Annotated in this window: 19 protein-coding genes; 14 read left to right on the forward strand and 5 right to left on the reverse strand. The window is 68.9% G+C overall.

Annotation, left to right across the window (positions count from 1 at the left end; all coding sequences use genetic code 11):
- The first annotated feature begins 175 nt into the window (after positions 1-175).
- From ACWCO2_RS11785 to ACWCO2_RS11800, 4 genes are all read left to right on the forward strand, one after another.
- Positions 176-1,114: an ornithine cyclodeaminase family protein gene (locus tag ACWCO2_RS11785; RefSeq protein ID WP_450127702.1), complete on the forward strand. Its 939-nt coding sequence runs from the start codon at positions 176-178 to the stop codon at positions 1,112-1,114.
- 314 nt (positions 1,115-1,428) lie between these two features.
- Positions 1,429-2,901 carry an amino acid permease gene (locus tag ACWCO2_RS11790; RefSeq protein WP_450127703.1) on the forward strand — a complete coding sequence of 491 codons (1,473 nt, stop codon included), beginning with the start codon at positions 1,429-1,431 and terminating at the stop codon, positions 2,899-2,901.
- Positions 2,898-4,265, forward strand: coding sequence for an SLC13 family permease (locus ACWCO2_RS11795; RefSeq protein ID WP_450127704.1), 1,368 nt, complete (start codon positions 2,898-2,900; stop codon positions 4,263-4,265). The genes ACWCO2_RS11790 and ACWCO2_RS11795 overlap by 4 nt, the downstream gene beginning before the upstream one ends.
- Before the next feature lie 92 nt (positions 4,266-4,357).
- Entirely contained in the window at positions 4,358-5,131 is a 774-nt protein-coding gene (locus tag ACWCO2_RS11800) for a serine hydrolase (RefSeq protein ID WP_450127705.1), read from the forward strand.
- Here ACWCO2_RS11800 and ACWCO2_RS11805 read toward each other — a convergent pair.
- Positions 5,115-5,357 carry a hypothetical protein gene (locus tag ACWCO2_RS11805; protein WP_450127706.1) on the reverse strand — a complete coding sequence of 81 codons (243 nt, stop codon included), beginning with the start codon at positions 5,355-5,357 and terminating at the stop codon, positions 5,115-5,117. The two genes, ACWCO2_RS11800 and ACWCO2_RS11805, sit on opposite strands and share 17 nt — an antisense overlap.
- A gap of 45 nt (positions 5,358-5,402) precedes the next feature.
- On the opposite strand from ACWCO2_RS11805, the gene ACWCO2_RS11810 reads away from it, so the two are divergent.
- Positions 5,403-5,753 (forward strand): helix-turn-helix domain-containing protein, encoded by a 351-nt coding sequence (locus tag ACWCO2_RS11810; RefSeq protein WP_450127707.1) that lies wholly within the window; start codon positions 5,403-5,405, stop codon positions 5,751-5,753.
- 194 nt (positions 5,754-5,947) lie between these two features.
- Entirely contained in the window at positions 5,948-6,589 is a 642-nt protein-coding gene (locus ACWCO2_RS11815; RefSeq protein ID WP_450127708.1) for a hypothetical protein, read from the forward strand.
- 78 nt (positions 6,590-6,667) lie between these two features.
- Here ACWCO2_RS11815 and ACWCO2_RS11820 read toward each other — a convergent pair whose 3' ends face one another.
- Positions 6,668-7,564: a MurR/RpiR family transcriptional regulator gene (locus ACWCO2_RS11820; protein WP_450127709.1), complete on the reverse strand. Its 897-nt coding sequence runs from the start codon at positions 7,562-7,564 to the stop codon at positions 6,668-6,670.
- Between the two features lie 143 nt (positions 7,565-7,707).
- Here ACWCO2_RS11820 and ACWCO2_RS11825 point away from each other — a divergent pair, with 143 nt between their 5' ends.
- Genes ACWCO2_RS11825 through ACWCO2_RS11835 form a run of 3 tightly spaced genes read left to right on the forward strand, consistent with a single transcriptional unit; the run spans position 7,708 to position 10,744 of the window.
- Complete coding sequence (locus ACWCO2_RS11825) at positions 7,708-9,087, forward strand: MFS transporter (protein ID WP_450127710.1); 1,380 nt, start codon at positions 7,708-7,710, stop codon at positions 9,085-9,087.
- Positions 9,084-9,539, forward strand: coding sequence for a GAF domain-containing protein (locus ACWCO2_RS11830; protein ID WP_450127711.1), 456 nt, complete (start codon positions 9,084-9,086; stop codon positions 9,537-9,539). Before ACWCO2_RS11825 ends, ACWCO2_RS11830 begins: the two co-directional genes overlap by 4 nt.
- Positions 9,536-10,744, forward strand: coding sequence for an amidohydrolase family protein (locus ACWCO2_RS11835; protein WP_450127712.1), 1,209 nt, complete (start codon positions 9,536-9,538; stop codon positions 10,742-10,744). The genes ACWCO2_RS11830 and ACWCO2_RS11835 overlap by 4 nt, the downstream gene beginning before the upstream one ends.
- 533 nt (positions 10,745-11,277) lie before the next feature.
- On the opposite strand, the gene ACWCO2_RS11840 is transcribed toward ACWCO2_RS11835, so the two are convergent.
- Together ACWCO2_RS11840 and ACWCO2_RS11845 are read right to left on the reverse strand one after the other, a co-directional pair.
- A complete protein-coding gene (locus tag ACWCO2_RS11840; RefSeq protein ID WP_450127713.1) occupies positions 11,278-12,879 on the reverse strand; it encodes an amidohydrolase in 1,602 nt (533 codons plus the stop codon).
- Between the two features lie 135 nt (positions 12,880-13,014).
- Positions 13,015-13,830 carry a hypothetical protein gene (locus ACWCO2_RS11845; protein ID WP_450127714.1) on the reverse strand — a complete coding sequence of 272 codons (816 nt, stop codon included), beginning with the start codon at positions 13,828-13,830 and terminating at the stop codon, positions 13,015-13,017.
- Positions 13,831-14,369: 539 nt separating this feature from the next.
- Between ACWCO2_RS11845 and ACWCO2_RS11850 the strand changes: the two genes are divergently transcribed.
- The 4 genes from ACWCO2_RS11850 (at position 14,370) to ACWCO2_RS11865 (ending at position 18,978) form a co-directional block, all read left to right on the forward strand.
- Positions 14,370-15,539, forward strand: coding sequence for a Glu/Leu/Phe/Val family dehydrogenase (locus ACWCO2_RS11850; protein ID WP_450127766.1), 1,170 nt, complete (start codon positions 14,370-14,372; stop codon positions 15,537-15,539).
- A gap of 582 nt (positions 15,540-16,121) precedes the next feature.
- A complete protein-coding gene (locus ACWCO2_RS11855; RefSeq protein ID WP_450127715.1) occupies positions 16,122-16,325 on the forward strand; it encodes a cold-shock protein in 204 nt (67 codons plus the stop codon).
- Positions 16,326-16,579: 254 nt separating this feature from the next.
- Complete coding sequence (locus tag ACWCO2_RS11860) at positions 16,580-17,461, forward strand: NAD-dependent epimerase/dehydratase family protein (RefSeq protein WP_450127716.1); 882 nt, start codon at positions 16,580-16,582, stop codon at positions 17,459-17,461.
- 110 nt (positions 17,462-17,571) lie between these two features.
- Positions 17,572-18,978, forward strand: a complete 1,407-nt coding sequence (locus ACWCO2_RS11865; RefSeq protein WP_450127717.1) for an FAD-binding oxidoreductase — start codon at positions 17,572-17,574, stop codon at positions 18,976-18,978.
- A 9-nt stretch (positions 18,979-18,987) separates the two neighbouring features.
- Here ACWCO2_RS11865 and ACWCO2_RS11870 read toward each other — a convergent pair whose 3' ends face one another.
- A complete protein-coding gene (locus ACWCO2_RS11870) occupies positions 18,988-19,158 on the reverse strand; it encodes a hypothetical protein (protein ID WP_450127718.1) in 171 nt (56 codons plus the stop codon).
- A gap of 166 nt (positions 19,159-19,324) precedes the next feature.
- Here ACWCO2_RS11870 and ACWCO2_RS11875 point away from each other — a divergent pair, with 166 nt between their 5' ends.
- Positions 19,325-19,534 carry a hypothetical protein gene (locus tag ACWCO2_RS11875; RefSeq protein WP_450127719.1) on the forward strand — a complete coding sequence of 70 codons (210 nt, stop codon included), beginning with the start codon at positions 19,325-19,327 and terminating at the stop codon, positions 19,532-19,534.
- Positions 19,535-19,571 lie beyond the last annotated feature (37 nt).

Consider the following 19,571-nt stretch of genomic DNA (forward strand, 5'->3'; position numbering starts at 1 on the left):
TGGTCATACATAAGAACGGGATCCCGCAGCCAGGCGGCGTCTGAGGTTCCGCCACCCGCACCGCCACGCAAAACGAGCCTGGAAAAACCTCATTGAAATCGCGGAAACGGGATCCTGGACGGCTGGGGAATGTGCCTCTACCGGAGTGGGGCGGGGGTGTGGCAGCGTGCCGCGCATGAGCATGTGGAGCGACGCCGACGTTGCTGCGGCACTGGATCTGGACGCCGCGATCGCCTCGCAGCGGCTGGCGTTCGAATCGCTCGGCCGGGGCGAAGCGCAGTTGGCCGAGAAGGTCGCCATCCGAACCGGCGACGACACCACCCTGTCCTACCTGAGCCGCCTGTCGCCCAAGCACGGTGCGGTGAGCAAGCTCGTCACCGTCCACCCCAGCAACGCCGAGCGCGGACTGCCGGCGATCTCGGCGACCGTGCTCGTCATGGACCCGGCGACCGGCCAGCTCGTGGCCACGCTGCAGGGCACGGCGCTCACCGAGATCCGAACCGCGGCAGGCAGTGCCGTCGCTGCGGACGCACTTGCGCTGCCCGATGCCGACGAGCTGGCGGTCATCGGCTCCGGCGTGCAGGCGCGCGCCCACGTGCGCGCGATCGCGCGCGTGCGCAAGCTGCGCGAAGTGCGGATCTACAGCCGCGGAGCGGAACGGCGCGACGCCGTGGCAGCGGAGCTGACGGCGGAGCTGGGCTTGCCGGTGCGAGCGGTGGCGAGCGCGGAGGAAGCGGTGCGCGAAGCGCCGCTGATCGCCGCGTGCACCCTGAGCGCGGAGCCGGTCGTGCCGACCGACGCGGTAGCGGCGGGAGCGACCGTGATCAGCGTCGGCAGCTTCGAGCACCACCGGTGCGAGGTCGATGCGGAGCTGGTCCGGCGTGCCGGAGCGGTCGTCGTCGACGAAGTCGACACGGCCGCGGCGCACGCGGGGCCGATCGCACGAGCGCTGGAGCGCGGCGACGTCGCGCGAGAGCAGCTGCGAGCGCTGGGCGCGGTGCTCGTCGGAGCGGCGCCGGGGCGCCGCGACGCGGCGGAGGTCGTCTTCTACAACAGCGTCGGTTTGGGCGTGCAGGACGCCGCCGCAGCGCACGCCGTTCTCGGCACCCTCTGACCTGAGGGACGAACAGTCCGTTCGCTCGAATTGGGTCGAACGGACTGTTTGTCCAATTAGCACGGCGCAAGTTTTTCGGCTGCATCGCGGTGAAAAGCCGGTTCAGGAGTCCCGCAGGCTCAGGCGTTTCCCTTGGCAGTGAAGCACTTGCGTGTTCCGCGAGGTCCGTTCGTCGTAGTGCAGCTGAAGGTCTGCTGTGGCTCAGGGGAACGCATCCGCGCGCTTCGCGTCTTTCCCGGGTGGGTTCCATGGACGACCATCCCCGCATCGCTTGAGCGCAGGCGCAATTGGGCGCAGCTCGCGGGGAGGAACTCATGCGCGACGAGACTTCCGCGACGGGTGGGTCGCTGTTCGGCACTGGACCGAACGGCATCTTCCGCCGCACCATCCCGAAACCGGAGGAGCAGACCGATCGGCGCATGCTGCGCGTGCTGGGACTGCCGCAGCTGACCATGATCGGCGTCGGGGCCATCATCGGCGCCGGGATCTTCAGCCTGGCCGGCGCGGTGGCGCGCGACGTGGCCGGACCGGCCGTGCTGGTGTCGTTCCTCATCGCCGGGGTGGCTTCGCTGTGCGCGGCCTTCGCCTACGCCGAGTTCGCCGGGATGGTCCCGCGCGCCGGTTCGTCCTACACCTACGCCGCCGCGGTGCTCGGCGAGATCGTCGGCTGGATCATCGGCTGGGACCTGCTGCTGGAGTACACCGCGATCGTCGCAACCGTGTCGATCGGGATGTCCGGCTACGCCGCGTTCCTGCTGGACTCGGTCGGGATCGACCTCCCGACTTGGATGCTCGGCGCACCCGGCACCGGTGAGGGCCACCGGGTGGACCTGATCGCGATGCTGATCTGCCTCGGCGTGGCCTGGCTGCTCAACCGCGGCACCAAGACCTCGGCGAAGGTCGACGTGGTGCTCACCGTGATCAAGATCGCGGTGGTGCTGCTGGTCGTCGTGGTCGGATTCTCCAAAGTGGACGCCGGGAACCTGACGCCGTTCGCGCCGTTCGGCTGGGGCGGTGCGGTCACCGGTGCGGCGACGGTGTTCTTCGCGGTGTTCGGCTACGACGCGCTGTCCACCGCGGCGGAGGAATCCGTCGAGGCCCGAAAGCTGCTGCCCAAGGCCATGCTGCTCTCGCTGGTCATCTCGATGGTGCTCTACGTCTTCGCCTGCATCGTGCTCACCGGCATGGTGCCCTACACCCAGGTCAACCCGGACAGCGGTTTCTCCAGCGCGTTCGCCGGCGTCGGGATGTCCGGCGTCGCCGTGGTGATCGCGGTCGGGGCGGTGCTGGGCATCGTTACGGTCAGCTTCTCGTTCATGATGGGCGCTTCCCGGCTGTGGTACGCGATGAGCCGCGACGGGCTGATGCCGAAGTGGTTCGGCGAGCTGCACCCGGTGCGCAGGGTTCCGCACCGGGCGACCTGGATCCTCGGGATCGTCTCGGCGGCGCTCGCGGGTCTGCTGCCGGTGAAGGAAGCCGCCGAGCTGACCAACATCGGCGTGCTGTTCGCCTTCGTCCTGGTCTGCGCCGCGGTCGTGGTGCTGCGCTACCGGAAGCCGGATCTGCCGCGGGGATTCCGCTGCCCGGGCATGCCGTTCGTGCCGATCCTCGGCGTGCTGTTCTCCGCCTGGCTGATGTCGTTCCTGGCGGGGGAGACCTGGCTGCGCTTCGCGGTCTGGCTGATGATCGGCCTGGTGGTCTACGCGCTCTACAGCTACCGCAACACCCGCCGCGTGATGCCGGGCGGCTCGGTCGACCTCGCCTCCCTCGAGGAACCCGTCCGATGACCGGCTGGAAGCCGCGGGCTGCGGCAGGGGTTCTCGGTGCTGCGCTGGTCACCGCCACGGTCCTGCTGGTAACCGGCACAGCCGGAACGCTGTGGGGTCTCACGCCGATCGTGGTGTACGCGATCCTGGTGCTGCTCGACGTCGACGTCGTGCTGGCGACGCTCGGCGCGCTCGTCATCGCGGCGGTGCAGACCGGCACCGCGCCGATGGAACTGGGCGAGCTGATGGGCGAATCGCTGGGTTCGTTCATCGCGGTCGTCGGGATGATCGTGCTGCTCGGCGGCGGTCTCGGCCGCGTGGTCACGGAGACCGGCGCGGCCGAGACCATGGTCCGGGCGGTGCTGCACGGCATCGGGATCAGTACCCGGTTGCGGTTCCGGCTCGGCGTGATGGCCTCCGCAACGCTGCTCGCAGCTGCGCTCGGAACGCTGTCCGGCGCGAGCGCACTGCTGGTGCCGATCGTGCTTCCGATCGCTGCCGCGCTGCGGGTGACCCCGCCGTCGATGGCCGCGATGTTCCACGCGGGCACCGCTGCAGGCCTGGTCACCGGGCCGTTCACACCGCCGGTGGTCACCATCATGGGCGCGGCGCAGATCAGCTACGGCGAGTACCTGCTCAACGCCGGGATCCCGATGGCCGTGGTGGTCTGGCTGACCGGTCTCGGCATGTCACACCGCATCCAGCGCTGGACCGACGGCGAGCACTACCCGGACGAAGTCGCCGAAGACCTGGCGCACGAACCGGCCGCGGCGAAGCGCGCGACGATCGGCTTCCTCGGCAGCATGGCGGTGCTGGTCGTCCTGGGCATCGTGTTCCAGGCGAGCTACACCTACGTGCTGATCGTGATGCCGATCAGCGCCGCGATCACCGCACTCCTCGGCCGCATGCAACCCAGCACGGCCCTACAGGCGATGTACCGGGGCGCGCAGCCGCTGCTGTGGCTGTTCCTGCTGTTCTGGCTGCTCAACCCGATGCTGGAGCTGCTGGAGAAATCCGGCGCCTACAACGCGATGCAGCAACTGATGGCTCCAACCCTCGACGACGTCGGACCGTGGTTGTTCTGCATCATCGTGCTGTTCGTGGGTTGGCTAGGAATCTCCGGCGCAGCCGTGGCACAGGTCGTACTGCTCCAAAAGCTGTTCGGCCCAGCTCTCGCCGGCGCCGGAGTCCCACCAGGCGCATGGGCCGCGGTCCTGCTCGGCTCGTCGCAGATCGACTGGTTCGGCCCGTTCCCCGGCCCGGACATGATCGGCCAGATGGGATTGGCGCGCTCCCGGAACCTCCGGATGATGATGTACAACGGCTGGGCGATCATGGTCGCCGACCTGGCCCTGTTCGCAGTGCTGTTCTTCGTCCTCACCTGACTCCGGGTGAAGGGCACCGTTGCCTGAGTAAGGTGCCCTTCACCCGGAGTTGTTCGTCCGATGGGAGCGCGGTTTTGGGGTTTGCGGAGCGGATGCGGGTGGAGCTGGATCGAGCGGAACTGCCCGGTCGCGTCGGATTCGCCGCGTGGGATCTGGTGGAGCGCGAGCCGGTGCTGCACGGTGCCGAGCGGGTGGTGCACTCCGCTAGCACGATCAAGGTGCTGATCATGATCACCGCGCTGAGAGCCGTGCAGGCCGGGCGGCTCGGGCTGGACGACGTGCTGGACCTGCCCGCGGAGCGCGTTGGTGGCGCTGGAGTGTTGCGGCTGCTGGGCAGCGTCGACCGGATGTCGTTGCGCGACCTGATCGCTCTGATGATCGTGATCAGCGACAACGAGGCCACCAACGCGGTCATCGACGCCGTCGGATTCGACGCGATCCGGGACTGCGCGGCGGATCTGGGCTGCACCGCCACTCGCGTAGAGCGGCACCTGATGCGTCATCACGAGCCGGGCCGCAACGAGACCACCGCGCTGGATCAGGCCCGCGTGCTCGACCGCCTGGCCAGGGGAGAGGCACTGCCGCCGGAGCTGAACGAGCACGCGCTGGGCGTGCTGGCCGAGCAGCAGGTCCGCGACCGGTTGCCTGCCTTGCTCCCCGCGGACGTGAGCTGCTGGAACAAGACGGGCGAGCTCCTCGGCCTGCGCCATGACGTCGGCCTGATCGGCACCGACCGCCCGCAGCTGGTGATCGCGGTCCTGGTCGACGAACTCACCGACGAGCACTCGCTCAAGGACTACCGCGGCGGCCCGGCCTGCGAAGCCATCGCAACGCTCGGCCGAAGTGCGTTCAACGCCCTGACCTGAGTCCAGAAGTGTCGACCACGCTGATCTCGTCGCTGTCGCCGTTGGCGACGAACAACCGCCGCCCGGCGTCGTCGAGCCGGTCGGCCACCAGCGGCCGGCCGTTGTCGAGCGTCAGCGCGATCCCTGCGGGGTGGGGTTGTCGACTGGTCCTGGTTTTGTGTGAATTGGTTTGGTTTTGTTGGGTTTTGTGGATGGTGTTCATCCCGGGTGAGAGCGACGACGGCATGGTGCGCGGCGTGACGTGAGCGGCCGTTTTCGGGGTGTGCGGGTAATGACTACCATTCAGGCGTATCGGTTCGCGTTGGATCCCAACCCTGTTCAGGAGACGGCGTTGCGGTCGCATTGCGGTGCGCAGCGTTTCGCGTTCAACTGGGGTCTGAACCGGGCCAGGGCTAACCTCGATCAGCGTCGGGCGGAGAAGTCCTATGGCGTCCCGCTTGATGATCTCACGCCGTTGGTGAGCTGGCCTGCCTACTCGCTGCGGAAGGACTGGAACACGGTGAAGGCTGAGGTGGCGCCGTGGTGGCCGGAGAATTCCAAGGAGGCCTACTCGTCCGGGTTGGCGAATCTGGCGACAGCGCTGGCGAATTTCGAGCGACCTGGAAGGCGTCGCACGGTTTGAAAACTGCCGCGAGCCGGGGCCGTCATCGGCCCTCGAAATCACTCGAATGCGTGTTCTAAAGCGTGCTCTGACGTGGTAGTATCGTGCTGTCAGGCAGGGGATTTGGGCACATTTCGACCACTGTGGACTGTCGTGGTTCGGGCACGCGGTTCGCGGTGGCGTTGAATGCTGCCCTCGGCCGCGGAGGGGTACTCGTGGACGGTGTGCACATCAGTCTCGGTTCGTTCCTGGACTACGCGCGCAGCACGCCGCGCGGCTGCGCGGGCATAGTTCGAAACCAGTGGGAGATCTACGTCGCCGAAACGAGCATGGCCTGGACGTTCTACGCGCCGTTCCGATCGGCGCTGCGAAGGGCGGTGAACTCGCCGGACCCATCGGCGGTCATGGCGGCGGTGGTGGAGGATGCGCGGCCGGTGCAGCAGCCGCACTTCCTGCAGCTGCACGAGGGATTCGAGCGCTGGTGGCGGAAGGTGAAGGCCACTGGCGTGCCGTTGGAGTCCGCCATGTGGACGGTCGGCGAGCTCTCGGTCACCGTCTCCAGGCACAGTGCGATGGCGTTGCGCCACCGGGACGGCAGCACCGAGGTCGTGCTGCCCTACCTGAAGGAGCCAGAACTCGGAACGGATTCGGCAAACCTGGCACTACGAGTGCTGGAGCACCTGGTGCCGGTCTTGTTACCAGGAGCGACGCCGATGGTCCTCGACGTGCGACGCGGAAAAGCCATGCGACTGCGCAAGAACGCGAACCGAGCAGAACTCGACGCGATGCTGTCCGCCGAAGTGGCCAAGTACCTCACCCACTGGACAGCCATGGCCGACCTCCGCCGCGCCGAGTAGCGGGACAGCCTCGTGGGTTCCGAGGTGAACGCCGAGTGTGGCGCGGGTTTCGCACCCGCGCCACACTCGGCGTGGGTTTCAGCTGCGCCGAGGCTGGCGGTGCAGCAGGCCGAACCGCGACCACTGGGTCTCAGCCGCTTCGATGGATCGACGTGTGCGATCGGGATCCACTGTGGACAACTGCGCGACGATCGCCTGCGCGACCGCGAGGCCCGGTGCCAGTGAAGGGAAGAAAGCCACGCCTTCGGCGGGGATCAGCACGACTTCCTCGGCGGCTGCGGCCAGAGCGGGGCTGGCGGCGTCGGTGAGCGCGAAGACTCGCGCGCCGCGGCTGTGCGCCTCCTCGGCGGCCGTCACCGTGCTCTGGTACAGCCGCCAGAAGCTGATCGCCACCAGCACGTCGCCCGGCTCGATCCGGGACATCGAGTTGGCCAGATCGGCGTCGTTGCGCACCACCGTCGCGTCGTACCCGGCCAGCTGCACGTTGTGCCCCAACGCCGAGCCGATCGCGACGTAGCTGCCGTTGGCGATGATCAACACTCGCCGGGCCTGTGCGATCGCTTCGGCGATGGTCCGGAGCTGCTGCTCATCCAGTCGCCGGTTCAGCACCGCGAGCGACTCCAGGTCTCGGCGCAACGACGCTCCGCCGAGCTCGCCCTCGATGCGCTGCGCGGCGGCGACCTCCGGGGCGCTCAGCGAGGACAGGTAGCGCGCCCGCAGTTCCCGCTGCAGGTCTGACCAGCCGCTGAAGCCGAGCGCCTGGGCGGTCCGGCTCACCGTCGCGACGTTGACGCCGGCCAGCTCGGCAGCCTCGGCTGCGGAGCTGTAGGACACCCGCCGAGGTTGCGTCAGCAGCACTTCCAGCACTGACGCGCCCTTGCTGCGCAGGCCGCGTTCGGGCACGCGTCCACGCAGCCAGGCCTCGAATCCGTCGGGTTCCCCGGCTGCGCTGCTGGCGGCGCGGTCGGTGGTCATCGGGTTCCTCTCGTCGATCGCTGCGCATCAACGCGAACAGCAATGATCGCAGGCTGGCGCAACAGGTATTGCATATTCAGATATCTGCACTATATGTTGCCGGTCGCTTCATCTGATGCGGTGAACCTTCCTGGAGGCACCTCGTGTCCCTGTTAGCCCGCTTGGACCGGCTCCCGCTGAGTCGGCCGCACTACCTGCTGTTGTTGCTCGGCGGTCTCGGCTACACCTTCGACGGGATGGACTCCGCTGTGGTGGCCTTCCTGCTGCCGAGCGTGCAAGACGAGTGGGGGCTGAACAACGCGCAGCTCGGCCTGATCGGCTCGGCCACCCCGTTCGGCTTCCTGTTCGGCGCCACCTGCGCCGGGCTGCTCGGCGACCGCATCGGCCGCCGCAAGGTGATGATGTGGGCGCTGGCCGTCTACGCGGTGTTCTCGGTCATCGGCGCCATGTCGCCGAACTACGAGATCTTCCTGGGCGCCCGGGTGCTCGCCGGGTTCGGTGCCGGCGCGGAGAGCGCGATCATCGCGCCGTTCCTGTCCGAGTTCGTTCCCGCCGCCCGGCGCGGCTGGTTCGTCGGCGCGCTGGCCGGTTTCTTCTCCTTCGGTTTCGTCGCGGCGGCGCTGCTCGGCCGGTTCGTGGTGCAGCCGGTTCCCGAGGGCTGGCGTTGGGCGCAGGTGATCACCGCGCTGCCGATCGTGATGCTGCTGTGGTGGCGGCGTTCGCTGCCGGAATCGCCGCGCTACCTGCTGGCCTGCGGCAAGACCGCCGAAGCCGAGCAAGTCGTGGTCGACCTGGAGCGCAAGGTGCAGCTGGCGACCGGGGAACCGCTGCCACCGGTGCCCGAGGCCGTGGTGGAGAAGCCCGCCGAGGCGCGCAAGATCGGGCTGTTCTCCGCGCTGAAGTACCTGTGGAGCGGCCGGATGGCGCGGCGCACCGCGATCACCTGGCTGATCTGGTTCGTGATCACCTTCTCCTACTACGGGTTCTTCACGTGGATCCCGACGTTGCTGGTGCAGCAGGGCATCACGGTCACCAAGAGCTTCGAGTTCTCGATCATCATCTATCTCGCCCAGGTTCCCGGGTACTTCTCGGCGGCATGGTTGGGCGAGTTCCTGGACCGCAAGAACACCATCGCGCTGTACCTGGCGGGCGCGGCGGCCAGCGCGTTCTGGATGTCGCAGATGACCGACCCGGTACTGATCATCGTCGCGGCGGCGGTGCTGTCGTTCTTCCTCAACGGCACCTACGCGGCCGTCTACTCGTACACCCCGGAGGTGTTCCCGACCTGGATCCGCGCCTCGGGCACCGGGTTGTCCAGCGCGTTCGGTCGTGTCGGCAGCATCATCGCGCCGTCGGTGATCGGGATGTCCGCCGCGACGCTCGGCTTCGCGGGCGTGTTCGGCATGACCACAGCGGTGCTCGCCGTCGGCGTCGTCTGCACCCTGATGTTCGGCTTGTCCACGGCGGGCCGTTCGCTGGAAGACCTGACCGAAGCCGACGCACGGAAGGAACCTGCCCGGTGAAACTGTCCACTGTGGAAGATGAAGTCCGGCGGGAGATCGGCGTCCGGTTGTTCACCGTGCTCGCCTGGCTGCCCGGTCGGCGAGTGCTGCACCGGGCGCACACCAGCCACCCCGACCGATACCCGGTGGGCGGCGAGAAGTCCGCCGAGGTCGCCGCCGAGTGGCTGGAGCGCTGCATCCACCAGCAGCAGCCGTTCTTCGGGCCCGACGCCGAGTCGGTCCGCCAGGTCTTCGCCGACCACGAGCTGATCGCGGAACTCGGCTGCGGCTCGGTCATCAACGTGCCGGTGATCAGCGCCAACGGCACCACGTTGGGAACCCTCGCACTGCTCGACGCGGAGCACACCTACGGCCCGGCCCAGGTGGGCCGCGCTGATGAACTGGCCGAACTGGCCGTTCCCGCGCTGACCGAACTGGTCCAGCGCCTCGACGAGAACCAGGAGGATTCGTGACCGCCCTGCTGCTGCGTTCCGGCAAGCTGCTCGACGTCGAAACCGGTGAGTACGCCGAAGGAGATCTCCTGTCCGTGGACGGCCGGATCGCCGAGACCGGCCCAGGCCTGACCGCGCCGGAGGGTGCGCAGACCGTGGACCTGGCCGGTGCCGCCGTCCTGCCCGGACTGATCGACGCGCACGTGCACGTCACCGCCGCCACCGCGGACCTCGGCTCGCTGCCGTCGTGGTCGCCGTCCTACGCCACGGCGCACGCCGCGCGCATCATGGGTCAGATGCTCGACCGCGGCTTCACCACGGTCCGCGACGCTTCGGGCGCTGACTTCGGTCTGGCCGATGCGCAGGCCGAAGGCCTGATCCGCGGTCCGCGGTTGGCGTTCTGCGGCAAGGCGCTGAGCCAGACCGGCGGTCACGGCGACGGCCGCCCGCGCGGTACGAGGGTGCACGACGGCCACCAGTGCTGCGCCGGGCTGGGGCGGATCGCCGACGGCGTGGACGCGGTGCGGGCTGCCGCTCGCGATGAGCTGCGAAAAGGCGCGCACCACATCAAGGTGATGGCTGGCGGCGGGGTGGCCTCGCCGACCGACCGCATCGACTCCACCCAGTACTCGATGGACGAACTGCGGGCGATCGTGGAGGAAGCCGACGCCGCCAACCGCTACGTCGCGGCCCACGCCTACACCGCGCGCTCGGTGAGCCGGGCGCTCAAGGCGGGCATCCGGTCCATCGAGCACGGCAACCTCATCGACGAGTCCAACATCCCCGAATTCCTCGAGCACGACGCGTTCCTGGTGCCGACGCTGGTGACCTACTGGGCGCTCAAGACCGAAGGCCGCGAGTTCGGGCTTCCCGAGGACAGCTGGCGCAAGGTCGACGAGGTGCTGGGCGCTGGCCTGGCCGCGCTGGAGCGGGCGCACCGCGCGGGGGTCAAGATCGCCTACGGAAGCGATCTGCTCGGCGGCATGCACCGCCACCAGAACGAGGAGTTCCGGATCCGCAGCGAAGTCCAGTCCCCGCTGGACGTCATCCGAGCCGCGACTACCACAGCAGCCGACCTCCTCGGCATGACCGGCGAGATCGGCACCCTCGACGTCGGCGCCCTGGCCGACCTGGTGGTCGTCGACGGAGACCCGCTCACCGACATCGCCAAACTCGCCGACCCGCAACACATCCGCCACGTCATCCAGGGCGGCCAGCTGGTGTGAGGGGAGGGGGCTCCCGAATTTCCCTAAATTTGGGAGCCCCCTGAACCTCCCTAGCCGAGCACCCGGTCCCAGCTGAGACGGGCGGCTGAGGTGCCGAGGCCGGTGGTCGGGGAACCAGGGAGCTGCCCAGGACGTTGTGGCGGAGTTCGGCGTCGAAGTGCCGGCGGCATTCGCGGTGCCAGTTGAGGATTCCGGCCATCCAGTCCTGCAGCCCGGATGCGTAGCGGGTGAGCGTCGCGCGGGCTTCGACGTCCAGTCCGTGCTCTTCGAAGAGCACGGGGAGCTCGACGTCCACCGGAGCCCAGCCCTTGCTGTGCTCCCGTGCTCGCGCCAGGTTCGGGTTCAGCCGTGCCGGGTAGTACAGGTAGAACTCCGGTAGTCGGAGGGCCTGCGTGGTCCGCGCACCTCTCTGCGATGGTCACCGACCCTGCGCACGAAACCAGCCGCGCCTGCGGCGGCCAATGCCCCGGATGTCCTTCCACGCGATCGGGAAGTCCCGTCGCCCGCATAGCCCAGCGCGGTGTTGCGGACAGTCAACTCCGCTGGTGCACCACTTCGCCGTCGACCACGGTCAGGTCCACTTCGCACCGCCAGATCTCGTTCGGAGGCAGGGAGAACGGGTCCCGGTCCAGCACCACCAGGTCGGCCGCCTTGCCGACCTCGACGGTCCCGGTCTCGCGGTCGGCGTGGTTGACCCAGGCGCTGCCCGCGGTGTAGGCGGCGAGCGCATCGACGAGGTCGAGAGACTGCTCCGGCAGGAACGGCGGATCGTCGGAGCCGGGTTCGCTGCGGTTGACCGCGACGTGCACCGCCAGCATCGGATCGGCCTCGGACACCGGCCAGTCGCTGCCGGCCGCCAACACCGCACCCGCCGCGCGCAGCGAGCGGAACGGGTACTGCCAACCGGCGCGCCGATGTCCCAGGCGCGGAGTGGTCAGCTTCGTCATGGCCGCGTCGTTGACCGCCCACCGCGGCTGGATCGTCGCCACCACGCCGAGTTCGTGGAAGCGCGGGAGATCGGAGGGTTGCACCACCTGCACGTGCGCGATCTGGTGGCGCAGATCTTGTTCGCGCGCACCGGAAAGCGCGTCCAGCACGTCGCGCACCGCCCGGTCGCCGATGGCGTGGAAGTGCAGCTGGAACCCGGAATCAGCGAGCTCCGGCACCACTTCGGCGAGCAGGTCGCGGTCCACGAAGGACAGTCCGCTGCCGTGGCGGCCGAGGTAGGGCAGCAGCAGTGCTGCGGTGAAGTTCTCGCACACGCCGTCCTGCATGATCTTCACGGTGTCGGCCCGGAACCGCTGCCCGCGCGCCTTCTCCCGGCGGTGCCGCAGTTCCTCGATCTGCTCCCGGCCGCGGGCGCGATCCCACCACAGCGCGCCGCGCACCTTGCCGGTCAGCAGCCCGCGCCGGTCGGCGTCCAGGTAGGTCGCCAGGGTGTCGTCGTAGCCGAGGTAGGGGCCCACGATCGCGTCGTGCCAGGACGTCACACCGCGGGCGTGCAGGTGCCGCTGACCTTCCAGCAGCGCGGCCAGGTACTCGTCGTCACCGGTCGGCGGCAGCACCCGCTCGACCAGCCGGGTCGCGCCCTCGTGCAGGGCCCCGGATGGATGGCCGTCGACATCGCGTTCGATCCGGCCGTCCGGCGGGTCGGGGGTGTGCCGGTCGACCCCGGCCAGCCGCAGCGCGGCGGTGTTCACCCAGGCGCCGTGGTGGTCGCGGTTGAGCAGGTACGCGGGCCGATCCCCGGTCACCGGATCCAGCGCGGTTCGGCTCGGCGCACCGCCGGGGAACAACCCCATGTCCCAGCCGCCGCCCAGCACCCAATCCGCATTCGGATGGGTCCGCAGGTAGGCCTCGACCTGCCGCAGGCACTCGTCGGCGTCGAGGCATTCGGTGAGATCGCAGCGCAGTCGCTCGATCCCGCCGTAGATCGGGTGCACGTGCGCGTCGTGGAACCCGGGCAGCAGCAACCGGCCGCGCAGATCGACGAACTCGGCGCGCGGGGACCGGCGCGCCAAGGCGTCCCGGCCGACGGCGACGATCCGCCCGTCGCGCACCGCCACCGCATCGGTGAACGAGCGAGCGGCGTCCATTGTGGCCACCGGGCCACCCGCGAACACCACCTCGCGCATGCCGAGGATTGTGGCAGGAACTCCGTGCCCACGGCCCGACCGAAAACCACAGTTTCAATTGAAACTGTGATCCGGCGTGGGTGGGATCTGCAGTTTCAATTGAAACTGCAGATCTGCGGAGCCCTCGGGGTCGTACTAGCGCTGTTCGCCGGTGATGAGGGCGACGGCCTGGTCCCGGACCGGTTCGGTGACCTCCGGAATCCGGAAGCCCTGGTTGCGGATGTGGGCCAGGAGGTCGGCCTCCGGGGCGACGCCGTGCTGGCGCAGGTAGTAGCCGACCGCGCCGGGCCAGACCCAGCTGCCGTCGGTGTGGAAGGTCATCGGCACCGCCGGGTTCCGGGCCGGGTCGAGCCGGTCGGTGTCGTAGCTGCGCGCGGCCAGCACGATCGGGGCCTTCTCCAGGTAGTCCGCGATCGGCCCGAGCTCGGTCGGGTCGAGCTCCGGGCGCTCGGTGATCGGCCGCCCGGAGTCGTCGAAGACCTCTGCGGTGCGCAGCTGAGCCGGGGGAGAGGCGATGAACCAGTCCGGAGTCACCGAGGCGGGACGCGGGAAGCGGCTGAGCTCTTCGGCGGCAGAGCCCGCCGGGGGAGCGGTGCGCCAGCTCGGCTCGTAGTCGCCGTTGAAGTCCACGGTGTAGCTGCCGGGGCGCTCCAGTCGGTACAGTGCGCTCACCCAGGTGCCGCGGTCCGGTTGGTACATGACCTGGCGCAGTCGCGTGAACAGCTCGGCGGCTTCCACCGGCGCGGCCAGCGGAATGGCAGTGCCGTTGGGGGCGATCAGCTGCGCGGCCAGCTCCCGGTGGCTGCCCAGCGCGCGGTATTCGACGGTGGCTTCCCGCCAGCCAGGGGGCAGCGCGCGCACGATGACTCGGCCGATCTCCTGGATCAGCTGCTGCTGCGTCGCCTCGTCCAGCGATCCCGATGGGTCCTGGGGTCGTCCCGGTTGGCTCATGCCTCGCATCCTTCCAGCCGCCTGGTGATCTTGGGAGCGGTTTGGTCCAAGTCCCGGCGCGGCTCCGCGCTGTGCCCGTTTCCGCTGCGTTCGGAAGCTTAGAACCGAGCGTCACCCGTTCGTGTGGCGGTGGGGTCTGGCGCTCGGCGGTCGCGGCGATGCTGGTGAGAGGCCTGCGAAGCGTGCCGGTAACCGGTGGGAAACACCCGTTTCGATGACGTAACGCTTGTCCGAGAAGTCGATTGTTGACAATCCGAACCGGCCGCCCTTAACTTCGAGCCAACCGGGCGGAAAGCGGGAGGTACGCCATGCGAATCGAGTCGTACCGGAACCCTCGCCCGGCCCGTTGGTTGTCCTCTTCCTCGCTCTGGCTGCGACATCACTGACCGATCGAATCGGCAGTGGGGCGAGCGCAGCGATCACGCGGCTCGCCGATAGCTCGATCACTGGTTGCACATTCCCCGCGCGGGTTCTCCGTGGCGGGTTCACGCGTTCTGTGGGAAGGAGGTTCGGCCGTGGCTCTCGTCGACCGCGACCCGATGATGCGGGTGATCTGGACGGATCCCGTGACCGGCCGCAACGGCTACCTCGTGGTGCACAGCCTGGTGTCCGGTCTGGCCACCGGCGGAACCCGGATGCGCGCCGGGTGCACCTTGTCGGAGGTGGAGGACCTGGCGCGCGGCATGGCGCGCAAGACCGCGGTGTTCGATCTGCCGGTCGGCGGGGCGAAGGGCGGCATCGACTGCGATCCGAAGGATCCCGAGGCCAAAGGGGTGCTGCGCCGCTTCGTGCAGGCGATGCGGCCGTACCTGGACGCGCATTGGGTGACGGCGGAAGACCTCGGCGTGCCGCAGCACCTGATCGACGAGGTGTTCGCCGAGGTCGGGCTGCACCAGTCCTACCACGCGGCGATCCTCCGAGCCCCGGACGTGGAGCGCACGCTGCGCCGCGTGCGAGCCGGTCTCAACGCCCCGGTGCCTGGCGGGTTGCTGCTCGGCGACGTGGTTGGTGGCTTCGGTGTCGCGCAGAGCTGCCTCGGTGTCGTGCGCGCGAGGGGATGGGCTCCCGCTTCGACGACGGTCGCGGTTCAAGGCGTCGGGACGATGGGCGGCGGCGCGGCCTACTACTTGCACGAGGCCGGGCTGAAAGTCGTGGCGATGGCCGACGCGGCGGGGACGTTGTACGACCCGGACGGTCTGGACGTTCCGGCGCTGCTGGAAGCGCGCGACCGGTTCGGCGAGATCGATCGCGCCCAGGTGCCCGAGCACGTCCTGCGCTCGCCGCGCGAAGCGGTCCTCGGCGCCGAGGTCGATGTGCTCATCCCGGCGGCGGTGTCCTACGCGATCGCTCCGCGGCAGGTGCCGGAGGTCAACGCCAAGGTCATCATCGAGGCGGCCAACACCCCGGTGACGGCCGATGCCGAGGAAATGCTGGCCACTCGCGGTATTCCGGTGATCCCGGACTTCGTGGCCAACGCGGGCGCGGTCGCCTGGGTCTGGTGGCTGCTGCTGGGTCGGGTCGACGCGGACCCGGTGCTGTCGTTCCAGGTGTTGCGGGAGGAGATGCTCGCGAAGATCCCGCCGCTTCTGGCGGCCTGGGATGCCGAAGGGCTCACTCCGAGGGCCGCTGCACTGATGCTCGCCGACCAGCGGACCGAGCAGAACATGGCCGCGGAAGCCCGTGGACAGGGCCTGTTGAGCATTCCCTGAGCACCTATCTCCGGTCCTGGTTTGTCTTAGAACCTGTTTTCAACTCGTTTTGAGTGGCGGTGCGGGTAGCGGAACCTCAGCGCCCGCCTGGTCTGCGGGTGCCCACCCTTATGTATGGCCAACACACGGCGGCTGGGCCGTCCTCGCCAGGCGGGCGCTGAGAACCCGCGGTGGTGCAAGCGCCGAGGGTGGGCTATGCGCCTGGCGGCGCATCAAAAGCAAAAGATCAAAATCAGGCACTTTGAGGTGGCGTAGCCGCTCAGCGGACCCTCGACGCTTGCAGCGCTGAGGGTCCGCTGAGCGGCTACGCCGCGGGAAACCGGTTCGCAGGAAAGGATCTAACCGGCGTTTTCGGCCGCTTTCACGTGCAGCAATTGGCGTGTGACAACCCGCAGTCGGAGTGCTAGCGTTCGTGGTGGTTGCAGTTTTGGTCTCAGCAGTACTGGAAGAGTGCCTGCCAGAACGCAGGCGCTTTTTTTGTGCCGTGGTGTGCCGGCGCCGCGCCGGCACGAGGGGATCAGCTCGGCGACCTCGGGTCTGCGCAGTGTTGACCCTGGCCAGCAGAATCAGGAGAAACAAGGAATGGCTACCGGTACGGTCAAGTGGTTCAACGCGGAGAAGGGCTACGGGTTCATCACCCCGGATGGCGGCGGCGCTGACGTGTTCGCCCACTACTCCGCGATCGACTCCTCCGGTTTCCGCACGTTGGAGGAGAACCAGCGCGTGGAGTTCGAGATCGCCCAGGGCCCGAAGGGTCCGCAGGCCGCGAGCATTCGCGCCATCTGACTGACGAAAGGTCGTGCCGTTCTGGCACGACGGCGCATCGGAGAGAGCTCTGATACCGCCTCGAGGGGCGGCAGGTCCGGGCCGTCCGCGGTGCCGGTCTGCCGCCCAGGAGGACCGCAGTTTTCACCCGATCCGGGGTGTCTCGCCGGGGTACGCTTTCGAGCCGCTGACGTCTAACCCGGTGCGAGGTCGAAGTGCCCCTGCGTGTGGTTGTCGCCGGTTCGACCGGCGTGGTCGGGAGAACGCTCCTCTCGATGCTGCGGGAACGAGGTCATCACGTGACCGCGCTCGTCCGCGGCGTGGATCGGCTGGACGGTTCTACACCGTTCGACGACGTCGCAGTCGCTGATCTGCAGGAGCCCGAAGAAGTGCAGCGCGAGTTGTGCCGCGCCGCACCAGATGTCGTGGTGGACCAGACCTCCGGGATCGGCCGCACCGACCTCACCGACGGGCAGCTGCGTTCCGCTCGATCGCGCGAGCGGGCCTCGAAGAACTTGGTCGCAGCGGCCGTGGAAGCCGGTGCGCAGCGCATCATCGGGCAGAGCACGACCGCTGCCTACCTTCCGCACGGCCACGACGTGCTGGACGAGGAATCACCACTGTGGACGGACGCGCCGGGATGCTGGGGCGACGCCGTCCGGGCGCAGGTGGCGGTGGAGGAAGCGGTCCTGAACTGCCCGGACATCGAGGGCGTCGCGCTGCGCTACGGCAACCTCTACGGCCCGGACACGCAGTACGCGCCGGGCGGCGCGATCCACTCCAAGGTGTGCGGCAGCGCGCTGCCGGTGGTCGCCGACGAAGTCGGTCTGACCTCCTTCACCCACGTCGACGACGCGGCCGGGGCGGTGCTCGAACTGCTGGCGAGCGGTGACCCCGGTGCGTACAACGTGGTCGACAACGAACCGGCGGCAGCGGTGGAGTGGCTGCCCACCTACGCGCTGATGGCCGGTGGACCGGCCCCGGTGTCGCTGACGCTGGAGCAGGCCAAAGCCCAGCTGGACTGGTTGACCGTCCACCAGCTGACCGAACAGCGCGGCGCGACGAACTTCCGGCTCCGCGAAACCCTGGGCTGGCGGCCTAAGTGGCCCAGCTGGCGGGAGGGCTTCGCCGACCTGTTCGGCCACTGGCCGGGCTGACGGCGCGGACGCAGTGTGATCATGTCCATTCTTCGCGGTGGACTCATGACCGGTTCGGCGGGTTAGGTTTTAGCGAGACAAGTTCCCAGCCCAGGTCGGAGAGTGCCCCGATGACCATCGCCGATGTGCGTGCCCTGCGCGAATTACTGCCCGACGGACGTGTTTTCGACGACGTCGACGTGCTGGAGGCCTACCGCCGGGACCGCGCCAGCTTCTGCCCGGCCGGCGCTCCCGCGGCGCTCGTCCGCGCGCGGTCCACTGAGGACGTATCGACGACTTTGGCGTGGGCGCACCGAAACCGGGTTCCGGTGGTGCCGCAGGGCGCCCGCTCCGGGCTGTCGGGAGCGGCCAACGCGTTGGACGGCTGCATCCTGCTGTCGCTGGAGAAGATGGACCAGATCCTCGACGTCGACGCCTCCGAGCAGATCGCCGTCGTCCAGCCCGGCGTGGTCAACGGCGTGCTCGCGGCGAAGGTCGCCGAGCACGGGCTGTTCTACCCGCCGGACCCCGGTTCGCGCAGCATCTCCACGATCGGCGGCAACGTGGCAACCAACGCCGGCGGCATGTGCTGCGTGAAGTACGGCGTGACCGGCGACTTCGTCCGCGCCCTGGAGGTCGTGCTGGCCGACGGCCGGGTGATGCGCACCGGTCGCCGCACCGCCAAGGGCGTGGCCGGCTACGACCTGACGCACCTGGTGGTCGGCTCCGAAGGCACCCTCGGCGTGGTCACCGAGGTCACCGTGGCGCTGCGCCCGGCCGCCGCGCAGCCGCTGACCGCGGTCGCGTTCTTCCCGACCGTCGCCGACGCCGCGCGCACGGTGACCGGATACCTGGCGGAGGGCTACCGGCCGTCGGTGCTGGAGTTCATGGACTGGCCCACGGTTCAGGCGGTGCAGAAGCTCGCCGACCTGGGTTTTCCCGAGGGCATGGCGGGCATGCTGCTGGTGCAGTCCGACCGCGGCGATGCGGCGCCGGGTGACCTGGCCGCGTTCGAGGCCGTGGCCCGCGCCAACGACGCCTCAGAGGTGGCCGTCGCCGACGACCCGGCGGAGGGCGAACTGCTGATGCAGGCGCGGCGGCTGGTCGGCGACGCCCACGAGAACCTGGGCGTGGCGGTGCTGGTGGACGACGTGTGCGTGCCCCGGCGCAACCTGGTCGACCTGGTCGAGGGCCTGGGGCGGATCGCCGAGCAGTACCAGGTGGAGGTGCTGTGCGCCGGGCACGCCGGCGACGGCAACATGCACCCGTCGGTGGTCTTCGACGCCAGCGACGAAGAGGAGTCCGTCCGCGCGCAGCAGGCGTTCGACGCGATCATGGAGCTGGGCCTGGAGCTCGACGGGACCATCACCGGCGAGCACGGCGTCGGACACCTCAAGCGGCGTTGGCTGGGGGAGGAACTGGACGAGGCCGCCTTGAGCGCGCAGCGCGCGATCAAGGCGGCCCTGGACCCGCACAACATCCTCAACCCGGGTCGGGTCTTCCCCGAGCCGGGGGAGTTCACCCCACGCTCGGCGTAGCGGCGGCTGTCAGTCGTGGTTGTAGGACTCGTCGACCGGGGCCGGGCGGCGCTGGTCGGCGAGGTCGGCCGGATCGACGTCGAGGGGGACCTCGACCTGTTCCGGTTCCTCTTCTTCGGGTAGTTCCTCGGCCTGGCGGGCCTGTTCGACGGCGTCGGCTTCCGGGGTCTCGGGGTCCATCGGTCCTCCAGTCGGTAGCCGGTCGGAGCACCCGCCACCGTAACCAGCTCAGCCGAGCAGGTCATCCCGAGACGCGGTTCGCGCATGACCGATTCGGCCCCGCCGCGAGGCACCCGGTGGATAGGTTCCGCGTCGAACGCGTATTCCACACCGGGAGTGCTCAACCGTGACGGTCGCTCTAGGCGCTCTGATCGTCTTGTCCACAGCGTCCGCCCTGATCGGTTGGCGGTGGACCCGTCCGAACCGGAACCCCGCAGTCGCCTTCACCGTTGCGAGCGGGTATCCCGAGGCTCGGCTGCTGGCCGCCACAGCAGCGTTCTTCGCGCTGGTGATCGTTGTGTGCGGACTGCTGGACCGGGTTCTGACAGCCAGGTGAGCGGAACCCCCGCGTCGGGAGCTCCGCTCACCTGCGA

The sequence above is a fragment of the Saccharopolyspora sp. NPDC002376 genome, from assembly GCF_053593195.1.